This window comes from Pseudoduganella sp. RAF19 (genome assembly GCF_052114165.1).
Classification (GTDB): domain Bacteria; phylum Pseudomonadota; class Gammaproteobacteria; order Burkholderiales; family Burkholderiaceae_D; genus Rugamonas.
Genome location: NZ_JBFREF010000009.1, coordinates 12,910 through 38,535, shown reverse-complemented (window position 1 = coordinate 38,535; position 25,626 = coordinate 12,910). Strand labels below are relative to the sequence as shown.

General features: G+C 61.4%; 23 protein-coding genes. 15 read left to right on the top strand and 8 right to left on the bottom strand.

The genetic code is table 11. The features are described 5' to 3' along the window. Nucleotides 1-55: 55 nt before the first annotated feature. From minE to metE, 4 genes are all read right to left on the bottom strand, one after another. Nucleotides 56-307: a cell division topological specificity factor MinE gene (gene minE, locus AB4Z19_RS22650; RefSeq protein WP_442026138.1), complete on the bottom strand. Its 252-nt coding sequence runs from the start codon at nt 305-307 to the stop codon at nt 56-58. Then, nucleotides 308-1,123 carry a septum site-determining protein MinD gene (minD, locus tag AB4Z19_RS22645; RefSeq protein WP_442026139.1) on the bottom strand — a complete coding sequence of 272 codons (816 nt, stop codon included), beginning with the start codon at nt 1,121-1,123 and terminating at the stop codon, nt 308-310. Between the two features lie 33 nt (nt 1,124-1,156). After that, complete coding sequence (gene minC, locus AB4Z19_RS22640; protein ID WP_442026140.1) at nt 1,157-1,912, bottom strand: septum site-determining protein MinC; 756 nt, start codon at nt 1,910-1,912, stop codon at nt 1,157-1,159. A gap of 108 nt (nt 1,913-2,020) precedes the next feature. After that, nucleotides 2,021-4,345, bottom strand: a complete 2,325-nt coding sequence (gene metE / locus AB4Z19_RS22635) for a 5-methyltetrahydropteroyltriglutamate--homocysteine S-methyltransferase (protein WP_442026141.1) — start codon at nt 4,343-4,345, stop codon at nt 2,021-2,023. 100 nt (nt 4,346-4,445) lie between these two features. Between metE and AB4Z19_RS22630 the strand changes: the two genes are divergently transcribed. The 10 genes from AB4Z19_RS22630 (at nt 4,446) to AB4Z19_RS22585 (ending at nt 11,983) form a co-directional block, all read left to right on the top strand. After that, nucleotides 4,446-5,357: a LysR substrate-binding domain-containing protein gene (locus AB4Z19_RS22630; protein ID WP_442026142.1), complete on the top strand. Its 912-nt coding sequence runs from the start codon at nt 4,446-4,448 to the stop codon at nt 5,355-5,357. Between the two features lie 116 nt (nt 5,358-5,473). Further along, complete coding sequence (locus AB4Z19_RS22625; RefSeq protein WP_442026143.1) at nt 5,474-5,746, top strand: hypothetical protein; 273 nt, start codon at nt 5,474-5,476, stop codon at nt 5,744-5,746. A gap of 79 nt (nt 5,747-5,825) precedes the next feature. Beyond that, the gene (locus AB4Z19_RS22620) at nt 5,826-7,004 is read left to right on the top strand and encodes an acetyl-CoA C-acetyltransferase (RefSeq protein WP_442036074.1); all 1,179 of its coding nucleotides are present in this window, start codon (nt 5,826-5,828) and stop codon (nt 7,002-7,004) included. Nucleotides 7,005-7,043: 39 nt separating this feature from the next. Further along, on the top strand, nt 7,044-7,784 hold the full coding sequence (gene phbB, locus AB4Z19_RS22615; RefSeq protein ID WP_442036072.1) for an acetoacetyl-CoA reductase: 741 nt from the start codon (nt 7,044-7,046) through the stop codon (nt 7,782-7,784). Nucleotides 7,785-7,899: 115 nt separating this feature from the next. Beyond that, nucleotides 7,900-8,307 carry a hypothetical protein gene (locus AB4Z19_RS22610; RefSeq protein WP_442030261.1) on the top strand — a complete coding sequence of 136 codons (408 nt, stop codon included), beginning with the start codon at nt 7,900-7,902 and terminating at the stop codon, nt 8,305-8,307. A 60-nt stretch (nt 8,308-8,367) separates the two neighbouring features. Further along, nucleotides 8,368-8,748 carry a DUF1761 domain-containing protein gene (locus AB4Z19_RS22605; RefSeq protein WP_442036070.1) on the top strand — a complete coding sequence of 127 codons (381 nt, stop codon included), beginning with the start codon at nt 8,368-8,370 and terminating at the stop codon, nt 8,746-8,748. A 31-nt stretch (nt 8,749-8,779) separates the two neighbouring features. Further along, a complete protein-coding gene (locus AB4Z19_RS22600; RefSeq protein ID WP_442029269.1) occupies nt 8,780-10,075 on the top strand; it encodes an amino acid deaminase in 1,296 nt (431 codons plus the stop codon). A gap of 8 nt (nt 10,076-10,083) precedes the next feature. Continuing rightward, nucleotides 10,084-11,040, top strand: a complete 957-nt coding sequence (pip, locus tag AB4Z19_RS22595; protein ID WP_442036068.1) for a prolyl aminopeptidase — start codon at nt 10,084-10,086, stop codon at nt 11,038-11,040. Between the two features lie 36 nt (nt 11,041-11,076). Then, nucleotides 11,077-11,529: a DUF2721 domain-containing protein gene (locus AB4Z19_RS22590; RefSeq protein WP_442028337.1), complete on the top strand. Its 453-nt coding sequence runs from the start codon at nt 11,077-11,079 to the stop codon at nt 11,527-11,529. Nucleotide 11,530: 1 nt separating this feature from the next. Continuing rightward, nucleotides 11,531-11,983 carry a hypothetical protein gene (locus AB4Z19_RS22585; protein WP_442028336.1) on the top strand — a complete coding sequence of 151 codons (453 nt, stop codon included), beginning with the start codon at nt 11,531-11,533 and terminating at the stop codon, nt 11,981-11,983. Here AB4Z19_RS22585 and AB4Z19_RS22580 read toward each other — a convergent pair. Beyond that, entirely contained in the window at nt 11,980-12,603 is a 624-nt protein-coding gene (locus tag AB4Z19_RS22580; RefSeq protein WP_442028334.1) for an SRPBCC family protein, read from the bottom strand. The genes AB4Z19_RS22585 and AB4Z19_RS22580 overlap by 4 nt on opposite strands. Before the next feature lie 87 nt (nt 12,604-12,690). Here AB4Z19_RS22580 and AB4Z19_RS22575 point away from each other — a divergent pair, with 87 nt between their 5' ends. After that, nucleotides 12,691-14,730, top strand: a complete 2,040-nt coding sequence (locus tag AB4Z19_RS22575; RefSeq protein WP_442036066.1) for an oxidoreductase — start codon at nt 12,691-12,693, stop codon at nt 14,728-14,730. Between the two features lie 68 nt (nt 14,731-14,798). On the opposite strand, the gene ybaL is transcribed toward AB4Z19_RS22575, so the two are convergent. From ybaL to AB4Z19_RS22560, 3 genes are all read right to left on the bottom strand, one after another. Next, complete coding sequence (gene ybaL / locus AB4Z19_RS22570; protein ID WP_442036064.1) at nt 14,799-16,544, bottom strand: YbaL family putative K(+) efflux transporter; 1,746 nt, start codon at nt 16,542-16,544, stop codon at nt 14,799-14,801. A 10-nt stretch (nt 16,545-16,554) separates the two neighbouring features. Next, on the bottom strand, nt 16,555-17,676 hold the full coding sequence (locus AB4Z19_RS22565; RefSeq protein ID WP_442027167.1) for a beta-ketoacyl-ACP synthase III: 1,122 nt from the start codon (nt 17,674-17,676) through the stop codon (nt 16,555-16,557). 115 nt (nt 17,677-17,791) lie between these two features. Beyond that, nucleotides 17,792-19,213 (bottom strand): S41 family peptidase, encoded by a 1,422-nt coding sequence (locus AB4Z19_RS22560; RefSeq protein ID WP_442027168.1) that lies wholly within the window; start codon nt 19,211-19,213, stop codon nt 17,792-17,794. A gap of 318 nt (nt 19,214-19,531) precedes the next feature. Between AB4Z19_RS22560 and AB4Z19_RS22555 the strand changes: the two genes are divergently transcribed. The 4 genes from AB4Z19_RS22555 to AB4Z19_RS22540 all read left to right on the top strand — a co-directional run bounded on the left by AB4Z19_RS22555 (nt 19,532) and on the right by AB4Z19_RS22540 (nt 25,508). Then, a complete protein-coding gene (locus AB4Z19_RS22555; RefSeq protein ID WP_442027169.1) occupies nt 19,532-20,083 on the top strand; it encodes a hypothetical protein in 552 nt (183 codons plus the stop codon). Between the two features lie 200 nt (nt 20,084-20,283). Continuing rightward, nucleotides 20,284-22,503 (top strand): TonB-dependent receptor plug domain-containing protein, encoded by a 2,220-nt coding sequence (locus AB4Z19_RS22550; RefSeq protein ID WP_442036062.1) that lies wholly within the window; start codon nt 20,284-20,286, stop codon nt 22,501-22,503. 41 nt (nt 22,504-22,544) lie between these two features. Then, nucleotides 22,545-23,357, top strand: a complete 813-nt coding sequence (locus AB4Z19_RS22545; protein WP_442028292.1) for a class I SAM-dependent methyltransferase — start codon at nt 22,545-22,547, stop codon at nt 23,355-23,357. A 132-nt stretch (nt 23,358-23,489) separates the two neighbouring features. After that, entirely contained in the window at nt 23,490-25,508 is a 2,019-nt protein-coding gene (locus AB4Z19_RS22540; RefSeq protein ID WP_442036060.1) for a M13 family metallopeptidase, read from the top strand. Nucleotides 25,509-25,626: the final 118 nt, after the last annotated feature.

Genomic DNA, 25,626 nt, shown 5'->3' with positions numbered 1-25,626 from the left:
TGCCACCAGGGTTTGCCGCGGGGCTAAAGTCAAACGTCCCGGGCGCTCAAAAAAATCAAACGTCCGGCAGCACCACGTTAACGTCGAGCACTTCCAGGTTGCCCTGGCGGTCGAGCGAGATCTTGATATCGTCCGCGTTCACCTTGGTGTACTTGGAAATCACCTCGATCAGTTCCTTATGCAGCGCAGGCAGGAAATCCGGACCCGAGCGGCCATTGCGCTCGCGCGCGATGATGATTTGCAGGCGTTCCTTGGCGGCGGTAGCCGTCTTCGGCTTGTTGGGGAACAGGAATGAGAGCAGCGCCATTTACTTAGCTCCAAAGATACGCTTCAGGAAGCCTGGCTTCTCATAGTCGGTAAAGCGCAGCGGACGTTCTTCGCCCAGGAAGCGGCTTACCACGTCTTCGTAAGCATCGGCCACGTCGGTACCCTTGAAGTGAATCGCCGGGTTACCCTGGTTGGAAGCATGCAGCACTTGTTCCGATTCCGGGATGATGCCGATCAGCGGAATGCGCAGGATTTCCTGCACGTCTTCGTGGCTCAGCATTTCGCCCGCTTCCACGCGCTTCGGCGAGTAGCGGGTGATCAGCAGATGTTCTTTCACCGGTTCGCCGCCCGACAGCGCGCGGCGCGATTTGGCCTGGATGATGCCCAGGATGCGGTCCGAGTCGCGCACGGAGGACACTTCCGGATTGGTCACGATCAGGGCTTCATCGGCGAAAGTCAGCGCCATCAGGGCGCCGTGCTCGATACCGGCCGGCGAATCGCAGATGATGAATTCGAAGTCCATCTTGATCAGTTCGGCCAGCACTTCTTCCACGCCTTCTTCGCTCAGCGCGTCTTTGTCGCGGGTCTGGGAGGCAGGCAGGATGTACAGGTTGTCGCAGTGCTTGTCCTTGATCAGAGCCTGGTTCAGGGTGGCTTCCTTGTTGATCACATTGATCAGGTCGTACACCACGCGGCGTTCGCAGCCCATGATGAGGTCAAGGTTACGCAGGCCGACGTCGAAATCGATCACGACGGTTTTGTGGCCGCGCAGGGCGAGGCCGGTGGAGAAGCTGGCGCTGGAAGTCGTTTTGCCGACACCACCCTTACCGGACGTTACAACAATAATTCGAGCCACGAAGAGATCCTTTATTTCTAAGTACAGATTGCTTTAAGCACGCGTTGCGGAATTGACAGATTGTATATCCAGACTGTCGCCTTTCAAGCGGATTTGTGTCGGCTGGCGTGCGTGCTCAGCCGGGAAACCGTCCTCGAACGTGCGATAAACACCCGCGATGGACACCAGTTCCGGAGCCATTTGCAGAGCGAAAATGCGGGCGGTAGCGTCGCCGGAAGCACCCGCCAGCGCGCGGCCATTCAAAGTGTTGTAAACGTGAATACTGCCGTCCGCAATGATCTCGGCACCGTTGTTCACGACCGCCATCACGATCAGATCGCCGCCGCGCGCGTAGATGCGCTGGCCGGCGCGGACCGGAGTATCGATGATCATGGTGCCGCTGAAAGCTGGGGCGGCAGCAGCCGGCGCCGCGGCCGGGGCGGGCGCCGGTGCAGGCTTTTTCGGTTCGGGAGCGGGCGCTTCTTCGCGCTTGCCGCTGTCCAGCGACAGGCCGTGGGACTGGATTTCTTCCACCATATCCGGCGTGGCATTGCGCACGGCGACCGGATTCAGGCGGTATTTCTTGAGCAGGGCGATGGTGCCGGCCCAGTCGATGCGCTCGCAGCCAGGCGCCAGGGAGCCCACGTCGATTACCGCAGGGTCGCCCTCGAAGAAGTCGGACACGCCACCAGTCATTTCATGCAGCGCGGCGTCGAGGGTGATGAGGTCGGAGGTCTGCAGGATGGCGGACACTGCGACGACGGTGGAAATCTTGATTTCGATGGGCTTCTGGAACGAGCTTTTTGGCATACACGAGTCAGTAGTGGACGGGCTATGCCCGGGCTCGTGCATTTTACTGTGGAAAATACAAAAGGGGGAGTGCCTTTTTATTAATCAAACAGGCGCTCCCCCTAGTGTTTATGCGGTTTCCAGCCGCAATTGGCGGGCTGCGGCCACCATGTTCTGCAGCGCGCGCGCCGTTTCATCCCAGCCACGCGTCTTCAGGCCGCAGTCCGGATTGACCCACAGTTGCGATGGCGGGATGACCGCTGCCGCCTTGCGCAACAGCTGCGCCATCTCATTGGAGTCCGGCACGCGCGGCGAATGGATGTCGTACACGCCGGGGCCGATCTCGTTCGGATAACGGAACTGGCCGAATCCGCCCAACAGTTCCATTGCGGACCGGCTGGTTTCGATCGTGATCACATCCGCATCCATGGCCGCGATGGCCGGCAGGATATCGTTGAACTCGGCGTAGCACATATGCGTGTGGATTTGCGTCGCGTCGCTTGCCGAACTGGCGCTGATGCGGAAGGCTTTGGTTGCCCAGTCCAGATATTCGTCCCAGCGCGCGCGGCGCAGCGGCAAGCCTTCGCGCACGGCCGGTTCATCGATCTGAATCACCGCAATCCCGGCATGCTCAAGGTCGGCGACCTCATCGCGGATCGCCACCGCAATCTGCAGCGCGGTTTGCGAACGCGGCTGGTCATCGCGCACGAAGGACCATTGCAGGATCGTGACCGGCCCGGTCAGCATGCCCTTCATCGGCTTGGCGGTCAGGCTTTGCGCGTGCTGCGCCCACTGCACCGTCATCGCTTGAGGACGCTGCACATCGCCGTAAATGATGGGCGGCTTGACGCAGCGCGAACCGTAGGATTGCACCCAGCCGTTCGCCGTGAACGCAAAGCCGTCCAGCTGCTCGCCGAAATATTCAACCATATCGTTTCGCTCGGCTTCGCCGTGGACCAGCACATCAAGGCCCAGCTCTTCCTGTTTGCGCACGGCGAGCTCAATCTCCGCCTTCATCGCCCGCTCATACGTCACCGCATCCAGTTCGCCGCGCTTGAATGCAGCGCGCGCCGCGCGGATCTGCGCTGTCTGCGGGAAGGAGCCAATCGTGGTCGTCGGGAAGGCCGGCAGTTGCAAGCGCTCGCGCTGCACCCGCTGCCGTTCCGCAAACACCGACGCGCGTTGATCCGCCTTCGGATCAGCTACCAGCGACACCACGCGCTCCGACACCGCACGCCGATGCACCCGCTCGCTCAGCCTGCGCTGCGCCACCGCCGCCTGCGCCACAGCCCAGCCCGTGTGCCATTTGGGGTCAGGCGCTGATTGAGACATGAGCCCGGTTTTGAGGAGCGCGAGCTCGTCAAGTTTTTCCGTCGCGAATGCCAGCCACGAACGCAGCTCCGCGTCCAATGCCTGCTCGCTCTCAAGGCTGAACGGCACGTGCAGCAGCGAGCACGATGTCGATAGCCACAGCGCGCCGCCGCGTTTTTCGAGCACAGGCTGCAAGCGCGCCAGGGCCGCATCGAGATCCGTGCGCCACACATTGCGTCCATCGACGATGCCGACCGACAGCACCTTGTGCGCAGGCAGCCAGTCGGCCACGCTGGTCAGCTCATGCGCCGCGCGCACGGCATCGACGTGCAGGCCCGCCACCGGCAGGCGGCAAGCCAGGCTCAGGTTTTCTTCCAGCGAGGAGAAGTAAGTCGCCAGCAGCAGTTGCGCACCCGATTGATTCAGCTGCCAGTACGCCGGCTCGAACGCGTTGCGCCAGGCAGCGGGCAGATCCAGGCCCAGTACCGGCTCGTCGATTTGCACCCACTCCGCGCCCGCCGCGCGCAGCTGCGCCAGCAGTTCGCCATATGCCGGCAGCAGCGCATCCAGCAGCGACAGGCGCGAGAAGCCCTCCGCCGCGCCGCGCTCTTTGCCCAGCCACAGGAAAGTCAGCGGACCGAGCAGCACCACCTTCACGCGGTGCCCCAGCGCGCGCGCTTCGGCGACCTCGGCCAGCAGGCGCGCGGACGCGAGCGTGAACGAGGAAGCTTCCGAAAACTCCGGCACCAGGTAGTGGTAGTTGGTGTCGAACCACTTGGTCATTTCCAGCGCCTTGCCATCATGGCCGCAGCCGCAATGCGCATGCGAAGAGTCGCCGCGCGCCATCGCGAAATAGCGCGACAGTTGCGATTCCTCCGTGTCAAAGCCGAAGCGCGGCGGCTCGCAGCCGAACAGCTGAATATGATTGGCCACGTGATCATAAAACGCGAAATCGCCGACGGTGACGAAATCCAGGCCCGCATCGCGCTGCAGCGCCCAATGGCGTACGCGCAGTTCGCCGCCCAGCGTTTCGAGCTCGGATGCGGCAACTTCGCCACGCCAATGGCGCTCTAGTAAAAACTTTAATTCTCGTTCCGCGCCCATACGAGGGAAGCCGGGAATATGGGTATGCACAGTTTTCATTTTGTCATCAACTTTAAACATTGGTGACGTAAAGTGTGCGACATCTCGTCATATAATAAAAACGAAACTTTTTGCCTTACAACGTGAAAATTATTCATTCATGCTCGAGATTCGTCATCTGCGCACACTAGCCGCGCTACGCTCAGCCGGCAGCCTGGTCCGCGCCGCTCAATTGCTGAATTTGACCCAGTCGGCGCTGTCGCACCAGATCAAGCTGCTGGAAGATCGCTACGGTGGCCCCCTGTTCGAACGCAAGACGGTGCCCATCGGCTTCACGGCCATGGGCGCCCGCCTGCTGCGTCTCGCCGATACGCTGCTGCCCGAAGTCGAGCAAGCCGAGCGGGATGTGGCGCGCCTGTCGCAAGGCGATAGCGGCCAACTGCGCGTCGCGCTCGAATGCCACACCTGCTTCGACTGGCTGATGCCGGTGATGGATGAATTCCGCATGCGCTGGCCGGAAGTGGAGATCGATCTCGTGTCCGGTTTCCACAGCGAGCCGTCGGATCTGCTGCGCAGCGGCAATGCGGATCTGGTGATCGGTTCCGACTACAGCAACGGCGGCTACGCGGTGTTCCCGCTGTTCCGTTTCGAGATTCTGACCGTGATGGCGCAGAAGCACCGCCTGCACGCGCAGCGCCGCCTGATTGCAGGCGATTTCGCTAATGAAACGCTGATCACCTATCCGGTGCCGGAAGAACGCATCGACCTGATCCGCGAAGTGCTGCGTCCTGCCGGAGTGCAATACACGCGCCGGACTGCAGAACTTACCGTGGCCATTCTGCAACTGGTCGCCAGCCGCCGCGGCGTGGCTGCGCTGCCGAATTGGGCCATCAAAAATTACGTGGATTACGACTACGTGATTGCGCGTCCGATTGGCGAGCAGGGCCTGTGGAGTGACCTGTTTGTCTCGGTGCCGGAAGGCTTGCGGCAAAAGGCTTTTGTAACCGACTTCGTCAACGTGATACGCGAACAGTGTGCTGCATCATTAGATGGAATCAGGTTATTGTCGTGACACGAGAAAAAGTTTTATGCAAAATGAAAGAAACCTTTGATCTTCATCAAAGAGTTGAATGGAACACTTCCCTAGCATGATGACTCTTGCGTTATCTCATCGAAGGAGCTTGTCCAATGTATTCGCTTCCTGAAGAATTTTCTCGCGCCGCAATGGCCGCATTCAATGCGCAAATGGCGAACTTCGATGCTTACGCGCAAGCCGCAATGGATGCGGCGCTTTCTTCGCTGGCGTCGGCCACCGTTGCCTCCAACCAGTTCCTTGCAATGCAAAACCCGGAAGACCTGCTCGACCTCGCCACAAGCCAATCGCAACAGGCGTTTGGCCTGGCACAGGCTTACAGCCGTGAGGCAACAGATGCTGCTTTGAATAAGCCCTTGTTCCGGTAGGACATAGTGGATTGCTGCAGACCGCTTCGTTAGAATGAAATGAAAGATTTATAACCACCCCACAGTACCGGAGAAGCACATGGATGAAGTAGTAATCGTAGCCGCGGGCCGTACCGCGGTTGGCAAATTCGGCGGAAGCCTGGCCAAAATCCCCGCGTCCGAACTGGGCGCCCATGTCATCAAGGGCCTGCTGGCCAAGACCGGCATCGATCCCAACCTGATTAGCGAAGCCATCCTCGGCCAGGTACTCACGGCCGGTGTTGGCCAGAACCCGGCGCGCCAGGCTGTCATCAAAGCGGGCCTGCCGAATGCGATCCCGGCCCAGACCATCAACATGGTGTGCGGCAGCGGACTGAAGGCGACCCACCTGGCGGCGCAGGCCATCAAGTGCGGCGACTCGAACATCATTATCGCCGGCGGCCAGGAAAACATGAGTGCGGCACCGCACGTACTGAACGGTTCGCGCGACGGCTTCCGTATGGGCGAAGTGAAGATGACCGACTCCATGATCATCGACGGCCTGTGGGATGTGTACAACCAGTACCACATGGGCCAGACCGCCGAGAACGTGGCGAAGAAATACGAGATCACCCGCCAGGAGCAGGACGAGTTCGCGCTGCAGTCGCAGCTGAAAGCGGAAGCCGCTCAGAAGGAAGGCAAGTTCAAGGACGAGATCCTGCCGCTGGAAATCGTGCAGAAGAAAGGCAGCATCGTCTTCGATCAGGACGAGTACATCAAGCCGGGCTCCACGCTGGAAGCGCTGTCCGGCCTGCGTCCAGCCTTCACCAAGGATGGTTCGGTCACCGCCGGTAACGCCTCCGGCATCAACGATGGCGCGGCCGCTGTGATCATGATGACCGCTACCCAGGCCAAGCAGCTGGGCCTGAAGCCGCTGGCGCGCATCAAGGCTTACGCATCCTCGGGCCTGGACCCGGCGATCATGGGCATGGGCCCGGTGTCCGCCTCCACCCTGTGCCTGAAGAAGGCCGGCTGGACGCCGCAGGATCTGGATCTGATGGAAATCAATGAAGCGTTTGCGGCGCAGGCGATTGCCGTGAACAAGCAGATGGGCTGGGACACCAGCAAGATTAACGTCAATGGCGGCGCGATCGCAATTGGCCACCCGATCGGCGCTTCCGGCGCACGTATTCTGGTGACCCTGTTGCACGAGATGGCTCGCCGTGACGCGAAGAAGGGCCTGGCCTCGCTGTGCATCGGCGGCGGCATGGGCGTAGCACTGGCAGTTGAGAGGGACTAAAAGCAGGTTTTCAAAGAAACGCACAGAGGGGAACATAAGATGGCACGAGTTGCATTGGTAACGGGCGGCATGGGTGGTCTGGGTGAAGCGATCTGCATCAAGCTGGTCGCTCTGGGCTACAAGGTAGTAACCACGTATTCCCCATCGAACAAAACGCACGACGCATGGCTGTCCGCCATGAAGGATCAGGGCTACAACTTCTCTGCGTATCCGTGCGACGTGTCGGACTACGAGTCGGCACAGGAATGCGTGAAAACGATCGAGCGCGATATCGGCCCGGTCGATGTGCTGGTGAATAACGCCGGCATTACCCGCGACATGACCTTCAAGAAGATGGACAAGGTCAATTGGGACGCTGTGATGAAAACGAATCTGGACTCCGTGTTCAACATGACCAAGCCGGTAGCGGATGGCATGGTGGACCGCAGCTGGGGCCGCATCATCAACATCTCTTCGGTGAACGGCCAGAAGGGCGCTTTCGGTCAGACCAACTACTCGGCTGCCAAGGCCGGCGTGCACGGTTTCACCAAGGCGCTGGCGCTGGAAGTGGCGCGCAAGGGCGTGACTGTCAACACCATCTCGCCGGGCTATATCGGCACCAAGATGGTGATGGAGATCCCGTCCGAAGTGCTGGAATCGAAGATCATCCCGCAAATTCCGATGGCTCGCCTCGGCAAACCGGAAGAAGTGGCAGGCCTGGTGGCCTACCTGGCCTCGGAAGAAGCCGCCTTCGTCACCGGCGCCAACATCGCCATCAACGGCGGCCAGCACATGTCCTGACCTCCCGGCCTTTCCGCTGACAAAGCCGCCCGGCCCAGGCCGTGCGGCTTTTTTATTTGTTGACTGCAATGGGGTGAAATGTCTAATATGCAATTATATTTTCGATTAGACAATCGTGCATCTCGTCAAACACCTTCCCATTGCCCTTGCCGCTGCTGCGGTATTTGGTGTTTCGCCTGCGATGGCAGGGGTGGTGTCGCCTGAATATCAGGATGCGCCGACGCAACCGAGGCTTGAGTTGGATGAGGCGCAGGTTGTGGACAAGTTCCCCGCTTATCCACGTGCCTCTCAGCTTGTTCCCTTGCAATCACGGCACGCGCTGACGTCGCTGATGTCCGACCCGCAAATTTTGCCTGGCCCGGCTGGTTCAAGCGTGTCGATGGCAAGTGTGGTGGCGCAGTCGAGCGAGACGGATGAAGTTCCCGAGCCGGTTGGCCCAGCCGTGGTGCTGACGGGGTTCATGCTCATCGTTTTGCGCCGCTCCGGCTTTCTCGTCAAAAAGAGGAAAAAACAGGCAGCTTGACCTTCGCGCGCCTCAGCCATTACCCTCTTTCTCCACATTAACAATAAGGGGAGGGGGCGTATGAATTATCTGGCTATTCTCGTGGCGGCCGTGTCGAGCTTCATGCTGGGCGGCTTGTGGTATTCGCCCAAGCTGTTTGGCGCCGTCTGGAATGCGGAAAATGGTGGCGTGAAGCAGGAAGGGCATCCGGCCAAGGTGTTCGGCACTGCTTTCGTGTTCTCGCTGATCGCGGCATTCTGCTTCGCCTACTGGCTGGGCGCGGCGCCGGCACTCGGCCTTGCGCTGAAATCGGGCCTGCTGGCGGGCTTCGGCATCGCCGCGACCAGTTTCGGCATCAACTACCTGTTCGCCAACCGATCCTTCAAGCTGTGGCTGATCGATGGCGGCTACCACACTGTTCAATTCGTCCTGTTCGGCCTGATTCTCGGTCTGTGGCACTAAAATAGCCGGGATATCGACCGAAGGAAATCGTATGAACACTTTGCCAGACGGCGGCCTGGCGCTGGCCGCCTTGGACGATCAAGTCCTGCAGCCCGGCACCAAAGGCTTGCCGATCATTGAGCCGCTGCGCCAGCACATGATCGGCCTGCAGAACTGGAACATCCTCAACGCCGACACCGGCTTCCCGGTCGCTGTGCTGAAGCAGTCCGCATTGCAGCACAACCTGCAGTGGATGCGCGCCTTCTGCGATCAATACGGCGTGATGCTTGCGCCGCACGGCAAGACCACCATGAGCCCGCAGCTGTTCGGCGCCCAGCTTGGCAACGGCGCCTGGGGCATCACGCTGGCGACGGCGTATCAGGTGCAGATCGCCGCGCGCTTTGGCGTGCGCCGCGTGATCATGGCCAATGAACTGGTGGCACCGGCTGATATCAAAGCCGTGCTGCAGTTGATGCGCGACGACGCAGGCTTCGAGTTCTACGCGCTGGTCGATTCGATCGAAGGCGTTGAGCGTTTGTCGAAAGCTGTGCAGGCCAGCGGATTGCCGCGGCCCTTGCCGCTGCTGGTGGAGTTGGGCATGCAGGGCAAGCGCGCCGGTGTGCGCGCGGCCGAAGACGTGCTGGCCGTAGCGCGCGCGGTATCGCAAGCGCCCGGTCTGCAACTGGCGGGCATGGAGGGCTACGAAGGCCTCGCGTCCGACACGCAAGCGGTCAATGAATTTCTGCAAAAGATGGTCGCCTTGCTGCGCCAGGCCGATGAAGAGAAGCTGTTCGGCGGCGAACAAATCATCATCTCCGCTGGCGGTTCGGCCTTCTTCGATCTGGTTGCACGTGGCATCCGCAAACTGGACGCCAGCAAGCCGGTGCTGCCGGTCCTGCGCAGCGGCTGCTATCTGACCAATGACCACGGCACGTACGAGGAAGCCATCCGCGAGATCGGCAAACGGGAAGGCAAAACCCAGGGAGGCCTGCAACCGGCACTGGAAGTGTGGAGCGTTGTGCTGTCGCGTCCCGAACCGAATCTGGCGATTCTGTCGATGGGCAAGCGCGATGCGTCGCACGACATCGGCCTGCCGCGCGCGCTGTACCAGCACCGTCCCGGCGCAAGAGCCGAAGCCAGCGCGCTGCCGCCAGGCTGTGAAATCGTGAAGATGAACGACCAGCACGCCTACCTGCGCTGGCCGGAAGGCACGTCGCCGGACCTGAAAGTCGGTGACCTGGTCGGCTGCGGCATCTCCCACCCCTGCACCACGTTCGACAAGTGGCAGCTGATGCTGGTGGTGGACGACCAGTACAATGTGCAGCACGCAATCAACACCTTCTTCTAAGGCACACCATGTCCGATCCGTTGTCCCACCTGTTCCCGCCCATCGCGCCGCGCAATAGCGGCATGCTGGCCGTCGATGAAATACATACGATTTACTGGGAAGAGGTGGGTAACCCGAACGGCATTCCCGTGGTGTTCCTGCACGGCGGTCCGGGCGCCGGCCTGTCGCCGCAGCACCGCCGCTTCTTCAATCCGGACCACTATCGCGTGATCCTGTTCGATCAGCGCGGCGCGGGCAAATCCACGCCGTTGGGCGATGTGCGCAACAACACTACCCAGCTGCTGATCCAGGACATCGAACGCCTGCGCGAACTGTTCGGCATCGACAAGTGGCTGGTATTCGGCGGCTCCTGGGGCTCCACGCTGGCGCTGGCCTACGGCGAAGCGCATCCGGAGCGCTGCCTTGGCTTCGTCCTGCGCGGCATCTTCCTCTGCACGCAGCAGGAGATCGACTGGTTCCTGGGCGGCTCCGCATGGTTCCACCCCGAGATCTACGACGAGTTCATCGCGCCGATCCCCGAAGCGGAGCGTACCAACCTGCTGCAGGCTTACGTCACCCGCATCATGGACCCGGACCCGCAAGTGCACTGGCCCGCCGTGCGCGCCTGGAGCAAATTCGAAGGCCGCCGCGTGTTTCTGCTGCCGCAGCCGGAAGAAGCGCCTTCGGACACGCTGGACCTGGGCGTGGGCCGCATGGAATCGCACTACATGGCCAACCTCGGTTTCTTCGAACCGGACCAGCTCCTGAATAACGCCAGCCGTATCGCGCATCTGCCGGCCGTGATCGTGCAGGGCCGCTACGACGTGATCTGCCCGCCGGTCACCGCATGGCGCCTGCACAAGGCGCTGCCAGGTTCCGTGCTGAACATGATCCCGGACGCCGGCCATGGCGCGATGGAGCAGGGCATCAGCCGCGCCCTGATGGCGGCGACCGAACAATTCCGTAGCCTGGGGCGTTTCGAGTAAACTGGCGTATTCGATAAAAATAACGATATGCACTTCATGAACATCCAGCTTGGCGACATTGGCCATATCATTCAGCTTGCGATTGCCCCTGTCTTCCTGCTGTCTGCCGTATGTACCAAGCTGCTGGTGCTGCTCAACCGGCTGGCACGCATCATTGACCGTTCACGAGTGTTGGAAGAGCGCCTCGATGTGGCGTATAACGATAATTACCTGAACGAGCTGGACATCCTGTATCGCCGTTCTCATCTGATCAATATTGCGATTTCGCTCTCGACCGCTTGCGGCCTGTTTGTCTGCCTGATCGTTGCCCTGCTGTTCATTGGCGATACCACCAGCGCCACCCTGGACAAATACATTGCGGGCATGTTCGTCGGTGCAGTTTTCTGCCTGATCGGCAGTTTCGGCTTCCTGCTGCGCGAGATCTTCATCGCTTCGGGCTTCATGCGCTCTCACCGCCATGTTCGCCACGTACAACGACACCCGGACTAAGATGCACGACTATCAACGCCCCCCAACCCTGCACCGCTACGGTCCCCGCGCCGAACTGGAACAAGCCCTGAAAGAAGGCCAGTTCGTGCTGCGTCCCGTCGGCAGCTTCCTGACCCTGAGCTTCTCCAAAGTCTGGAAGAGCGATTTGTTCGACCTGTTCGGTGCGGACTCCTGCCTGGTGATCCACAACACCGAGGAATTCGGTGAGCGCGTGCACCGCGCCGTGCAGCGCACCCTGCCTAACTGGGCCGGCATCGACGGCGCCATTGAATACGGCACGCGCGCCGCGCTGGGTTCGGCCTTCACCAAGAGCCGCGACGAAGCAATGGAAAAGGAATGGCAGTTCGCCTGGCGCGCCATGCAGCACCAGTCCAGCATGAATCCTGTCATGATCCGCATCGGCAGCCTGGAAGCCTTTGCCGAAGTGCGCGACCGCGACCAGCAGATGGTTTAAGGAGTTTGCAGGGTGGGGACGCGCAGTCCCGCCGATTGCTTGAGAAGGGTGTTCTGCTTGTCCACGTGGGCCAGCACGGCGCCCATCATGCGCTCGATATCGCCGCGGATGATATTGGTGCCGAGGATCCCCGGCACGTAGAAGTTTGGCACCAGCCTTCCCGTGTACAGCACCCGCGTGCCGCCCGTTTCAGGCACCGGCACCAGTTCCCAGCGTGCTTCGTAGTGTTTCATATCGCCCGAGATCAGGGCGATATCGATGGACTGCATCGGCTGCTCGGTGGCGCGCACGATCAGGTGGATGGAGCGGGACATGAACAGAAAGCGCGCCGTTCCGAACTGCTCGATGATGACTTCATTGCCATTCCGCGAGAGCACGTGGCAGGACGCCATATCCGGCACGAATTCTTCCATGCGGTCGTAGGAAGTCAGCACCTTCCACACGGTCGGCAGCGGCGCCTGCACGGTGCCGCTGGCGTTGACTTCGTACATATGAAGCGCGTCCACGCTCACGCGATTGACTGAAACCTCCAGCTTGGGGACGTCGATGCGCGAGGCTTGCGCCATTCCTGGAGCAGGCGCGATAAAACCAATCATCAAAAACAGTAACAGTCGCTTCATGCTTCCAGCGTAAAAGAACTGGTGGCAGAATACAAGCGCGATACGCCCCCAGTGTTAGCCAGCGTACAGAACGATAATGACAAGAATATGAATACCACGACAAGCTTCCCGCACCTGCTGGCCCCTCTCGATTTAGGCTTCACCACTCTGCGCAACCGCGTGATCATGGGCTCCATGCACACCGGTTTAGAGGATCGCTTCTACAACTACGATAAGTTGGCCGCTTTCTACAAAGAGCGCGCCCGCGGCGGTGTCGGCCTGATCGTCACTGGCGGTATCTCGCCCAATCGCCAGGGCTGGCTTCTGCCCTTTGGCGGGACCATGAACTTCGCGGGCGACGTGTTCAATCACCGCAAGCTCACCAAGGCGGTGCACGAAGAGGGCGGCAAGATCCTGATGCAGATCCTGCACGCGGGCCGCTATGGCTATCAGCCGTTCTGCGTGTCGGCCTCGGAAGTGAAGTCGCCGATTTCGCCCTTCAAACCCAAGGCTCTGAGCGAAGCGGGCATCGAGTCGACCATCCTCGCCTATGCGCGCGCGGCCAAACTGGCGCAGAAGGCTGGCTATAATGGTATCGAGATCATGGGCAGCGAAGGTTATCTGCTGAACCAGTTTCTGTGCGCGCGCACCAATCTGCGTACCGACCGCTGGGGCGGAAGTATCGAAAACCGCATGCGCCTTTCCGTGGAAATCGTGCGCCGCGTGCGCGAAGCGGTGGGATTGAACTTTATTGTCATGTACCGGCATTCACTGTTGGATCTGGTGGATGGCGGGAATACCTGGGATGAGGTGGTCACCGTCGCCAAGGCCCTGCAGCAGGCAGGCGCCACGATCCTGAACACGGGCATCGGCTGGCACGAGGCGCGTGTGCCGACCATCGTGACGTCGGTGCCGCGTGCAGCTTTTGCTGAAGTGGCGGGCCGCCTGCGCCGCGAAGTGACGATTCCGGTGGTGGCGTCGAACCGCATCAATATGCCGGCGGAGGCGGAGGATATCCTGCGCCGCGGCGATGCGGATATGGTGTCGATGGCGCGGCCGTTTCTGGCCGATGCGGAGTTTGTGCGCAAGTCGGCCGAGGGCCGCGTGGACGAAATCAATACCTGCATCGGCTGCAACCAGGCCTGTCTGGATCACACCTTCAAGAACCAGCGCGCGACCTGCCTGGTGAATCCGCGCGCTTGCCACGAGACGGAGCTGGTGTACCGCCGCGCTGCGCAGCCGCGCAAGGTGGCGGTGGTCGGCGCCGGGCCGGCGGGCCTGTCCGCTGCTGCGGTGGCGGCGGAGTGCGGACACGACGTCACGCTGTACGAAGGCAGCGACCGCATCGGCGGCCAGTTCAATATCGCGATGCAGATTCCGGGCAAGGAGGAGTTTGCCGAAACCATCCGCTACTTTGGCCGCAAGCTTGAATTGACGGGCGTGAAGGTGAAATTGAATCACCGCGTCACGCGCGATGAGCTGCTGGCGGCGGGGTATGACGATGTGGTGGTGGCTACCGGTATTCGCGTGCGCAAGCCGAAGATTGATGGCATCGAACATCCGAAGGTGCTGTCCTATCTCGATGTGCTGCGCGACAGGAAGCCTGTAGGCAAGCGGGTTGCGATCATTGGGGCGGGCGGTATCGGTTTCGACATGGGCGAGTTCCTGCTGCATGATCCGGCGCATGCGCTGCCGCTGGCCGTTGAGCATTGGACCAAGGAGTGGGGCGTCGATCTGCACGCCAATACGGGCGGTGGACTGGTGCCGCCGCAGGCGGGCGAACCGGTGCGGCAGCTTTATCTGCTGCAGCGCAAGACCTCCAAGCTGGGCGCGGGCCTGGGCAAGACGTCAGGCTGGGTGCATCGCGCTGTGCTGGCGCGGAATGGGGTGGTGATGATTCCGGGCGTGCAGTACAAGCGCATTGACGATCACGGCTTGCATATCACCGTCGGCGAAGAGGAGCGCTTGCTGGCGGTGGATAACGTTGTCATCTGCGCAGGGCAGGAGAGCTTGACGGAGTTGATGCCTGAAGAAGGCGCAGCGGCTGGCGCTACGCGCTTCCACAAGATCGGCGGCGCCGCATTGGCGGCCGAGCTGGATGCCAAACGCGCAATCCGCGAAGGCGCGGAGCTGGCCGCGCGGCTGTAAGACGGCGGATCAATGATCCGCCCTACGCGGCGGAAGAATCGACGGATCGATGCGGGGCGTAGGGCGGGTCATTGACCCGCCGCTCTCCGCGTGCGGTACTCCGCAAGAATATCCTCGGCCATGCCATTGGCCAGCTCTTCCTCGCCGATAAACACCTTGCCCGCATGCTCGCGGCGCAGCAGTTCCGCCTCCTCATCGCTGTGCGTGCGCACGACGATGCGGATGTCCGGATTGAGCGCCCGCGCCACTTCGACCATGCTGCGCACGTGGAAGGTATCCGGCGTCGCGATCACGAGCATGCGCGCGCGGGCGATGTGGGCCTGGATCAGCACCGCCGCTTCGCCCGCATTGCCTGCCACGGCGGCCACGCCTTCCTGGCGCAGCTTGTCGACGATCTCGCGGTTCTGCTCCGCCACCACATAGTCGATGCCCTGCGCGGCCAGCGATGCCGCGATGCGGCGACCCACACGGCCGTAGCCCACCAGCACCACCTGGCCGGACAGCTTTGAATGCTCGGTCGACATCGGCAGCTCGGCCAGCGGGTCGGTGCCGCGGTCGAATTTCGAGGCCAGGCCGCGGTCGCGTCCCAGCCAGCGCTCCAGCGGGCCGGTGGCGGCAAACACCAGCGGATTCAAGGCAATGGAAATGATGGCGCCCGCCAGCAGCAGGCTTTGCCCCTCATGCGGCATCAGCTTCAGCGAAATGCCCAGCGCGGCAAGGATGAAGGAGAATTCACCAATCTGCGCCAGGCTGGCCGATACCATCAACGCCGTCTTGGCCGGATAGCGCAGCAGCACCACCAGCAGAAAGGCGGCCAGCGATTTGCCGAACACGATGATCGCGATCACTGCCAGCACTTGCAGCGGTTCTTCGGTCAGGATCGATGGTTCGAACAGCATGCCGACCGACACGAAGAACAGCACCGCAAACGCATCGCGCAGCGGCAGCGATTCGTTCGCCGCGCGATGGCTCAGCTCCGATTCACGCAGCACCATGCCCGCGAAGAAGGCGCCCAGCGCGAAGGAGATGCCGAACAATTTGGTCGCCGCGTAGGCGATGCCGACAGCGGCTGCGATCACGCACAGGGTGAACAGCTCACGCGAATTGGTGCGGGCAACTTGCCAGAGAATCCAGGGGAAGAGTTTGCGTCCCACCAGCAGCATGAAGCCGATGAAGATAGCGACCTGGCCAAGCGTGATGCCCAGCGTCGCCAGCAGGCTGCGCGACGCCTCCGCGGTGGCATGCGCATCGGCTGAAGCGGCGCCGTGTGCTCCCGCTGGGTCGCCGCCCAGAGAACCTGCCAGTGGCGGCAGCAGCACCAGCACGATCACGGTAACCAGATCTTCCACCACCAGCCAGCCGACGGCGATGCGGCCATTGAAGGAATCGAGAATGCCGCGTTCTTCCAGCGCCCGCAGCAGCACGACGGTGGATGCGACGGACAGCGCCAGGCCGAAGACCAATCCGCCGCCAAGGCTCCAGCCCCACCAATGCGCCAGGCCCATGCCCATCGCGGTGGCGGCGGCGATTTGCAGTACGGCGCCGGGAAGCGCGATCTTGCGCACCTCCCACAGATCATCCAGGGAAAAGTGCAGGCCCACGCCGAACATCATCAGCATGACGCCGATTTCGGCCAGCTGACCGGCCAGCGCGGCATCCGCTACGAAGCCCGGTGTGGCGGGTCCGATGAGAATGCCCGCTGCGAGGTAGCCCACGAGGGCCGGCAGTCTGAGACGGGTTGCAATGAAACCGAAAACCAGGCCGAAGCCCAGTGCGGCGGCGATTGTTGTGATCAGGCTGACGTCGTGGGGCATCCTTCTCCCTTTACAACTTGCGTACGACGACGCTGCCGATGGAGTAGCCTGCACCGAAGGAGCAGATCACACCGTAAGCGCCGGCTGGCAAATCTTCAGAATATTTGTGGAAAGCGATGATGGAACCGGCCGAAGAAGTATTCGCGTAAGAATCCAGAATCACCGGCGCTTCCTGCGGCTCCGCGTCGCGGCCCAGAATCATGCGCGAGATCAGCTGGTTCATGTTCAGGTTCGCCTGGTGCAGCCAGTAGCGGCTGACCTGCTCGATCTGCAGGCCGGCGTTGGCGATCGAAGACTTGATCATTTCAGCGGCCATCGGGCACACATCCTTGAACACCTTGCGGCCCTGCTGGCGGAACAGCTTGTCGGCCTTGCCGACGCCGTTTTCGTCAAAGCGGTTCATGAAGCCGAAGTTGTTGCGGATGTTGTTGGAGAAGCTGGTCTTCAGCTTCGTATCCAGGATTTCCCACTGATGCTTGGAAGTCGCGGTGTCCTTCGCCTCGATCACGACAGCGGTGCAGGCATCACCGAAGATGAAATGCGAATCGCGGTCGCGCCAGTTCAGGTGGGCACTGGTGATTTCCGGATTCACCATCAGCACAGCGCGCGCCTGGCCGCTCTGCACGGCCGCCACGGCGGTCTGGATGCCGAAGGTGGCGGAGGAGCAGGCCACGTTCATGTCGAAGCCGTAACCGTCGATGCCCAGCGCGTTCTGCACTTCCACCGCCATTGCCGGATATGGGCGCTGCATGTTCGAGCAAGCCACCAGCACCATGTCGATATCGGCAGCGGTACGGCCGGCGCGGTCCAGCGCCTGCTGGGCAGCCTTTACGCAGATCTCGGCCTGCAGCGACAGCTCGTCATCACCGCGTTCTGGAATGCGCGGCACCATGCGCTTCGGATCGATCACGCCTTCCTTTTCCATCACGTAGCGCGCCTTGATGCCGGAAGCTTTCTCGATAAAGGCTTCGCTGGACGGTTCCAGCGCGGTGACGGTGCCTGCTGCGATGGCGTCGGCATTGTCGGCGTTGAACTGCTCGACGTAGGCGTTGAAGCACTCGACCAGCTCCGCGTTGGACACGGAGTAGGGCGGGGTGAAAAGACCGGTTCCGCTGATGACGGCTTGTTTCATGATTAAGCTTTCTGTTTTTATAAGTGGAGCCATCTGGCTGTTAAGTGGCTTGATTTTACAGCAAGCTGCAATGAAAAACGGCGCCCGAAGGCGCCGTCTCGTAGAGGGAAGGCTCTTACTTGCTGTTCTGGGCGACCAGCTTGGTTTCTTCCTTGGCCAGGTGCACCGGCAAGCCTTGCAGGTGGTTCAGCGCCTGTTTCAGCTGGAAGTCCTCGTTGCCGCCGTATTCCAGCGGCTTGCGCTTCTTCTCCTGGGCGATGATGCGGATCTGCTCCTCCAGCTCGTCGCGCGGCTTCTGCTTGGCTTCCTGTTCGCGGTCGTTGGTCAGGTGCTTGGTCAGGTCCGCCTCGCGCATGCGCAGGGCGTTCAGGCCGTCGCCGTCCTCGTTCTCGTCCACTTGCAGGTCAGGCGTGATGCCCTTGGCCTGGATCGAGCGGCCATGCGGCGTGTAGTAGCGGGCCGTGGTCAGTTTGACGGCGGTATCGGCAGTCAGCTGGCGGATGGTTTGCACCGAACCCTTGCCGAAGGTCTGGGAACCGATGATGGTGGCGCGTTTGTAATCCTGCAGTGCACCGGCCACGATTTCCGAAGCGGAAGCGGAACCAGTGTTGACCAGCACGGCCATCGGCACATGCTTTACCGCGTCCGGCAGCTTGGCCAGCACATCGCTGTCGCCGCGCATGGCGTAATACTCGGCGCGGCCGTAATAGATCTGCTTGGAATCCGGCAGCTGGCCGTTGGTCGATACGATCGGCGCATCCTTCGGCAGGAAGGCCGCAGCCACGCCGATGGCGCCTTGCAGAACACCGCCCGGATCATTGCGCAGGTCGAGGATCAGGCCTTTCAGGTTCGGGTCCTGCTTGTACAGCTCCGTGATCTTGGCGGCCATGTCGTCCACGGTCGGTTCCTGGAACTGCGAAATACGCAGCCACGCGTAGCCCGGTTCGATCATTTTGCCCTTAACGCTTTTCTGGTGGATCTCTTCGCGGGCAATCGTGAAGGTGAGCGGATCGGGCTCGTCCTTGCGCAGAATGGTCAGCGTGACCTTGCTGTTCGGCTCACCGCGCATTTTCTTGATCGATTCATCCAGGGTCATGCCCTTGAGCGGGGTCGAGTCGAGGCGGGTAATCAGGTCGCCCGGCTTGATACCGGCGCGGTAGGCAGGTGAATCCTCGATGGGCGCCACGATCTTGATGTAGCCATCGTCGCCCGGACCGATCTCGATGCCGAGGCCGACGAACTTGCCCTGCGAGCCTTCGCGCAGCTCGGCATAGGCTTTCTTGTCAAGATAAGCAGAGTGCGGGTCGAGCGAAGCCACCATGCCGGAAATCGCTTCCTCCAGCAGCTTCTTGTCTTCCACCGATTCGACATAGTCCGACTTGATCAGGCCGTAGACATCAGCCAGCTGGCGAAGCTCTTCGAGCGGCAGGCCCGGATCGACCTGCTTTTGCGCCATCGCGGAGAATTGAAGGGAAACGGCGATGCCCGCCACCACACCCAGGCCGATCAGCCCGGTGTTCTTGAGTTTCTTGCCCATGTATCACCTGTCCGAGGTACGGCGGAAAACGCCCGCCATGCGGCCCAGTATAAACCTGATTTTCAGCAAGCGTAGCTGCTAGTGCGTAATTGGAGGCGCCTTTACCACGCTTTACAGCCAGCCGTGATTTGGCTGCCAATATTGCGCTGTATTGCTAAATTGTTTGGCTTGTTTAGCCTGTTTTTACTTCGGTAAGTAATTGTAAGAAAACCAGCCGGGGCTGAAACCGCGTCCTACACTGGGTCTGTATTTCTCTCTACCCTGAAGTGGTTTGCGCCTGCACCCTCCCGTGCAGGCTTTTTTTTACCTGGAGATTCGATGAACTGCAAAGCTGGTGCGCTCGGCCTGATGGCGGCGCTCATGATTGGTATCGCGGCGCCTGTGATCGCTGTGCCCCTGATGGACATGAAGGCCGAGGATCTGGTGCCCATGGCTTCCGAGTTCCGCAAGGAGCTGAACCTGAATACCAACCAGCAGACCCTGTGGTCCCAGGTCGAGGGCAAGAGCAAGGCCCTGCTGCGCGAGCGCAAGGCGCGCCGCGAGAAGCTGGAAGCGTCGGTCAAGGATAAGCTGGCGGGCAAGGATGTCGAGTTGCGCGATATGACTGGCGCGATGGATGCCGAAAGCACCACCACGGCCACCGAGGACAAACAGCTGCGCGAATGGTGGCTGACCGTCAACGATGCGCTGGATGAGAATCAGCGCCGCCAGGTGGCTGCCTTCATCGGCGAAGTCATGGTGCGCAAGGAAGATGGTCCGGGGCATGCGCCGTCGGGTGAGCGTCCCGCAGGCGAAGAGGGCGGCGGACGCCGTCACCGCGGCATGGGCGGCGGCATGAACGCCGGTGGCACCGGGGGGCCCGGTCATTAATGGCAGCGTCGGTGTCTTACCAATAACGTAGGGCGGATCATCGATCCGCCGTCCCGGCACAGCCCGAAACCTGAAAAGTAAATTAAAGTAAAAAACCGCCCCCTCATCCGCACGCCGCAGCTGGCCAAGCTTACAATGCCAGCGCGGCAATCCGCCGAACCGTGTCAGCCTCCCGCCCGCACGGTATTTCCAGACTGATCATGAGCAAATTCGTCCCTATCGCCCTCGCCATGCTGGGCGCGGCTGGCGCTGTGTCGGCGCAATCGCAAGACCAGCAACCAACACCACCTTCCGCCGAAAAACCCGCGCTGGGTCCCGACGGCAAAGTCGTGCCGCAAGTGCTGGTCAACGGCGGCCGTCCGAGCGATATGGAAGAACGCCGCATGTCCACGGCAGGCAAGCAGGTGTACGGCCGCGAAGAACTGGACCGCAACGGCGACACCAATCTGGGCGACGTGCTCAAGCGCCTGCCGGGTGTGACCATCGGTGGCGGCCGCCCGGGACGCGGCGGCGACGTGCGCATGCGCGGCCTGGGCAGCGGCTATACGCAAGTCCTGCTGAATGGCGAACGTCCACCGGCCGGGTTCTCGATGGAATCGATCTCGCCCGACCAGGTCGAGCGCATCGAAGTGATGCGCGGCCCGATCGCGGAACACAGCACGCGCGCCATCGCCGGCACCATCAACATCATTCTGCGCGAAGGCTACCAGCAGCGCGACATCCAGGTGAAGACGGGCGACACCATCGAGCAGGGCCGCCATTCGCCCAACGTGTCCGTGACGTTGCCTGGCAAGACCGGCAATCTGACCTATACGATTTCGGGCATGCTGAACATCACGCGCCAGCACGACAGCACTTTCACCCACAATGAAGATGTGCGCGACGATGGCTTCATTACCAAGGATCAGGAAGTTCACGACGAAAGCTCGGGCACCAGCAAGAACGTGCACTTCACGCCGCGCTTCTCGTGGAAGTTCGACAGCGGCGACACGCTGAACTTCCAGCCCTTCCTGATGCACAGCAGCCGCCACGGCGGCCTGAACAGCTTACTGGACCAGGGCACCGGCATCATCGCGCCGGAATACGTCACGGCCGACCAGCAGTCGCATAACACCAGCACTTTCCTGCGCGGCTTCGGCAATTGGGTGCACAAGCTGCAGGGCGCAGCCAAGCTGGATGTGAAGTTCGGCTTCGGCCTCGGCAAGAGCGATGCCGATTCGCTGCGCAATCAGTACGATGCGAACGGCAATCTGTCCGACCGCTTCACCGACACCGACAAGACGCGCGACCATAGCGTCAACACCGGCGGCAAATACAGCTCGCCGCTGGGCGGCGGCCACCTGCTGGCGGCCGGCTGGGACCTGGAGGCCAGCCATCGCGAACAGACCAAAGTGTCGCTGGACAAGAACGGTAATCCGCAGTTCTCCGATTCCGGCGACAACCTGACGGCGGATACGCGCCGCGCCGCCGTCTTCGCGCAGGACGAGTGGGACATCACGCCGCAGTGGGGTGTCTACATGGGCGCGCGCTGGGAAGGCATCCGCACCAGCAGCGACCGCAGCGCAGGCAAAGTGAGCAACACCAGCAGCGTCTTCAGCCCGCTGCTGCACGCGGTCTATCGCATTCCGGGCTTCCAGAAAGACCAGCTGCGCGCCAGCCTGACGCGCAGCTACAAGTCGCCGAACGTGCAGGACCTGATTGCGCTGCCTTTCCTGTCGCGCCTGAACAGCGCCACGCGTCCGGACCGCATCGGTAATCCGGACCTGAAGCCGGAACTGGCAACGGGCCTGGACTTCGCCTACGAACACTACCTGGGCCGCAGCGGCATCGTCAGCATCGGCGGCTTCGTGCGCGACATCGACAACCTGATCCGCCGCGAACTGAGCCTGCAGCAGACGGACCTCGGCCAGCGCTGGGTGTCCACGCCGGGCAATATCGGCCACGCGCGCACCAAGGGCATCGAGCTGGAAGCCAAGTTCCAGCTGGCCGAGATCATGGGAGAGGGTGCGCCGAACCTCGACTTCCGCAGCAACTACAGCCGCTTCTGGTCGAGCGTGGATGGCATTCCCGGCCCGGACAACCGCCTCGATCAGCAGCCCAAGCAGACCGCCAATCTGGGCATGGATTACCGCTTCAAGCCGATCCCGCTGACTCTGGGCGCCAGCTACAACTGGACCCCGGCGATCCGCGTGCAGACCAGCCTGACGCAGGTGGTGGAAACCAGCCGCAAGCGCGTGGTCGATATGTACGGCTTGTGGAAGTTCGACGGCCGCACCCAGCTGCGCGTTTCGGTCGCCAACCTGCTGGCCGACGACGCCACCGGCACCAACACGGTGGATGCCAACGGTTTGACGTCTTACGCCACCACGCTGAACCCGACCTATCGCCAGGTCACCATTCGCCTGGAAACAAAGTTTTAAGTGGACTAGACTGGCTGAACGTTTTGATAACGGGAGGTCATATGAATCCGAACAAGGCCTTGTGGGAGAAGGGTGATTTCACGCGCATTGCAGCCAGCATGCGCGAAAGCGGGCAGGCGCTGGTCGAGCAGCTCGGGATCAGGAAGACGGACCGCGTGCTGGATCTGGGCTGCGGCGATGGCACCACGGCTTTTCCAGCCGCGCAACTGGCGGCCCAGGTGCTGGGTGTGGACATTGCCAGCAACCTCGTTGCAGCCGGGAACAAGCGTGCCAGAGAGGCGGGCGCCACCAATCTCAGCTTCGAGGAAGGGGATGCCATCAATCTGCAAGGCTTGGCGGACAAGTCTTTCGATTTGAGCCTGAGCTGTTTCGGCGCGATGTTTGCGCCTGATCCTTTTGCCGTGGCCAAGGAAATGGTGCGTGTCACCAAACCGGGCGGCAAAGTCGTCATGGGTAACTGGATTCCCAACGATCCTACCCTGGTGGCCCAGATTCTGCGCACCAGCGCCGCCTACACGCCAGCGCCGCCGCAAGGCTTCATCAGCCCGATGACCTGGGGCGTCGAGGCCAATGTCACCGAGCGCTTCGGCGCTGCAGGTATCCCTCCCGAGCGCATTTCCTTCCTGCGCGACTCGTTCACCTTCCGCTATCCCGGCCCGCCCGCGGAGTTCCTGGATAACTTCCGGTTGTACTACGGCCCCACCATGAACGCCTTCGAAGCGGCCGCCAAAAACGGCAAGGAAGCCGAGTTGCAGCGCGATCTGGAGGCATTGTTCGTCGCGGAGAACCGCAGCGGACAGCCGGACCAGACGGTGATTCCGGCCACCTTCCTGAGAGTGACAGTCGCTGTCTAACGTTACGTTACGCATCAAGGGGTGTCATCCAGAAAAATCTGGTGTACGCTAGCGCACTGGCCCGGCCCCGCCCCCATAAGGCGGCAGGGGCGGCCAGAGACACTAAAACCAGATTCCAAAAGGACGCACCTCGTGAAACGACTCCTCCTGAGTACCCTGGCCCTGAGCCTTGCAGCTGCATTTGCCCACGCCGCCGAACCCATCTCCGGCATCGACACCCAATACATCGACAAGAGCGTGCGTCCGCAGGACGATTTCTACAGCTTCCTGAACGGTGAGTGGATGAAGACCACCGAGATCCCGGCCGACAAATCGCGCTGGGGTTCCTTCAACAAGCTGGCCGACGACACCAAGCCGCAGCTGCGCGGCATCATCGAAGAACTGCAGAAGCAGAAGGGTCTGAAGGGCGACGAGCAGAAGATCGCCGCGCTGTACGCCAGCTATATGAACGAAGCCGCATTGGAAAAGGCCGGCATCAAGCCGCTGTCCGGTGAACTGAGCCGCGTGCGCAGCATGAAGGATGTGAAGGCCCTGCCGGCGCTGATCGCCCACTTCAACCGCATGGGCGTGCCTGCGCCATACGGCGTGTATGTCGGCCAGGATGCGCGCAACTCCACCCAATACGCCGCCCACCTGAGCCAGAGCGGCCTGGGTCTGCCTGACCGCGACTACTACCTGAAGAAGGATGACGCGAAGATGGCCGAGACGCTGGCCAAATACGAGCAGCACGTCGCCAAGGTGCTGGGCATGGCGGGCGAAAAGAACGCCGCCGAGAAAGCCAAGGCCATCGTCGCGCTGGAAACCCAGATGGCTGAAGCGCAGTGGACCCGCGTGCAGAACCGCGATCCGGTCAAGCGCTACAACAAGACCGATATCGCCAAGCTGAACGAGATGGCGCCGGGCTATGACTGGAAGGCCGCGCTGGGCGCCGCCGGTATCGCTTCCAAGACCGATACCGTGATCGTCAGCCAGCCGAGCTATCTGGAAGCCTTCGCCAAGCTGGCGAACAGCACGCCGATCGATACCTGGAAAGCCTACTTCACCTGGCAGCTGCTGCGTGACGCGTCGCCTTATCTGAGCAAGTCCTACTCCGACGCCAGCTTCGCCTTCTACGGCACCGTGCTGTCCGGCGTGACCGAGCAGGAGCCGCGCTGGAAACGTGGCGTGAACGTGACGGAAGAAGCGATCGGCGAAGGCCTGGGCAAGCTGTACGTGGCCAAATACTTCCCGGCCGAGCGCAAGGCGCGTATGGATGAACTGGTGAAGAACATTCTGGTCGCCTACAAGCAGAGCATCGACAGCATCGAATGGATGGGTGCCGAGACCAAGAAGCAGGCGCAGGAAAAGCTGTCCAAGTTCACGCCGAAGATCGGCTATCCAAACAAATGGCGCGACTACAGCAAGCTGCAGATGTCCGAGCGCGACCTGCTGGGCAATATGGAGCGTGCGGCGGAATTCGAATACAACCGCAACCTCGCCAAGCTGGGCCAGCCGATCGACAAGGATGAATGGGGCATGACGCCGCAGACCATCAATGCCTACTACCGTCCGACCGCCAACGAGATCGTGTTCCCGGCAGCCATCCTGCAGCCGCCGTTCTTCGATGCCAAGGCTGACGATGCGGTGAACTATGGCGCGATCGGCGCCGTGATCGGCCACGAGATCTCGCACGGCTTCGACGATTCCGGCTCGCAGTACGACGGCGACGGCAATCTGCGCGTGTGGTGGACCGACCAGGACCGCGCCAACTTCAAGGCCAAGGGCGATGCGATGATCAAGCAGTATTCGTCCTATGCACCGCTGCCCGGCTATAACGTGAACGGCGCCCTGACCCTGGGCGAAAACATCGCCGACAACTCCGGTCTGGCGATTGCCTACAAGGCGTACAAGATCTCCCTGGGCAGCAAGCCTGCGCCGGTGATCGACGGCCTGAGCGGCGACCAGCGCTTCTACATGGGCTTTGGCCAGGTATGGCGCAGCAAGACCCGCGACGCCGAGCAGATCAAGCGTATCAAGACCGACCCGCACTCGCCGGGCCAGTTCCGCGCCAACGGCACCGTGGTCAACCAGCCGGGCTTCTATGATGCCTTCGGCGTGAAGGAAGGCGACAAGATGTACGTCGCGCCTGAAAACCGCATCATCATTTGGTAAAAACCCACGGCGTAAAAGCAGGTGGCTGCCACGCTGTGGCAGCCACCAGGTCTTTGCCCCGGGTTTTTCAAAAAAGCCACGAACGACGTGGCTTTTTTTCATTGTTGCCTTAGTGGCA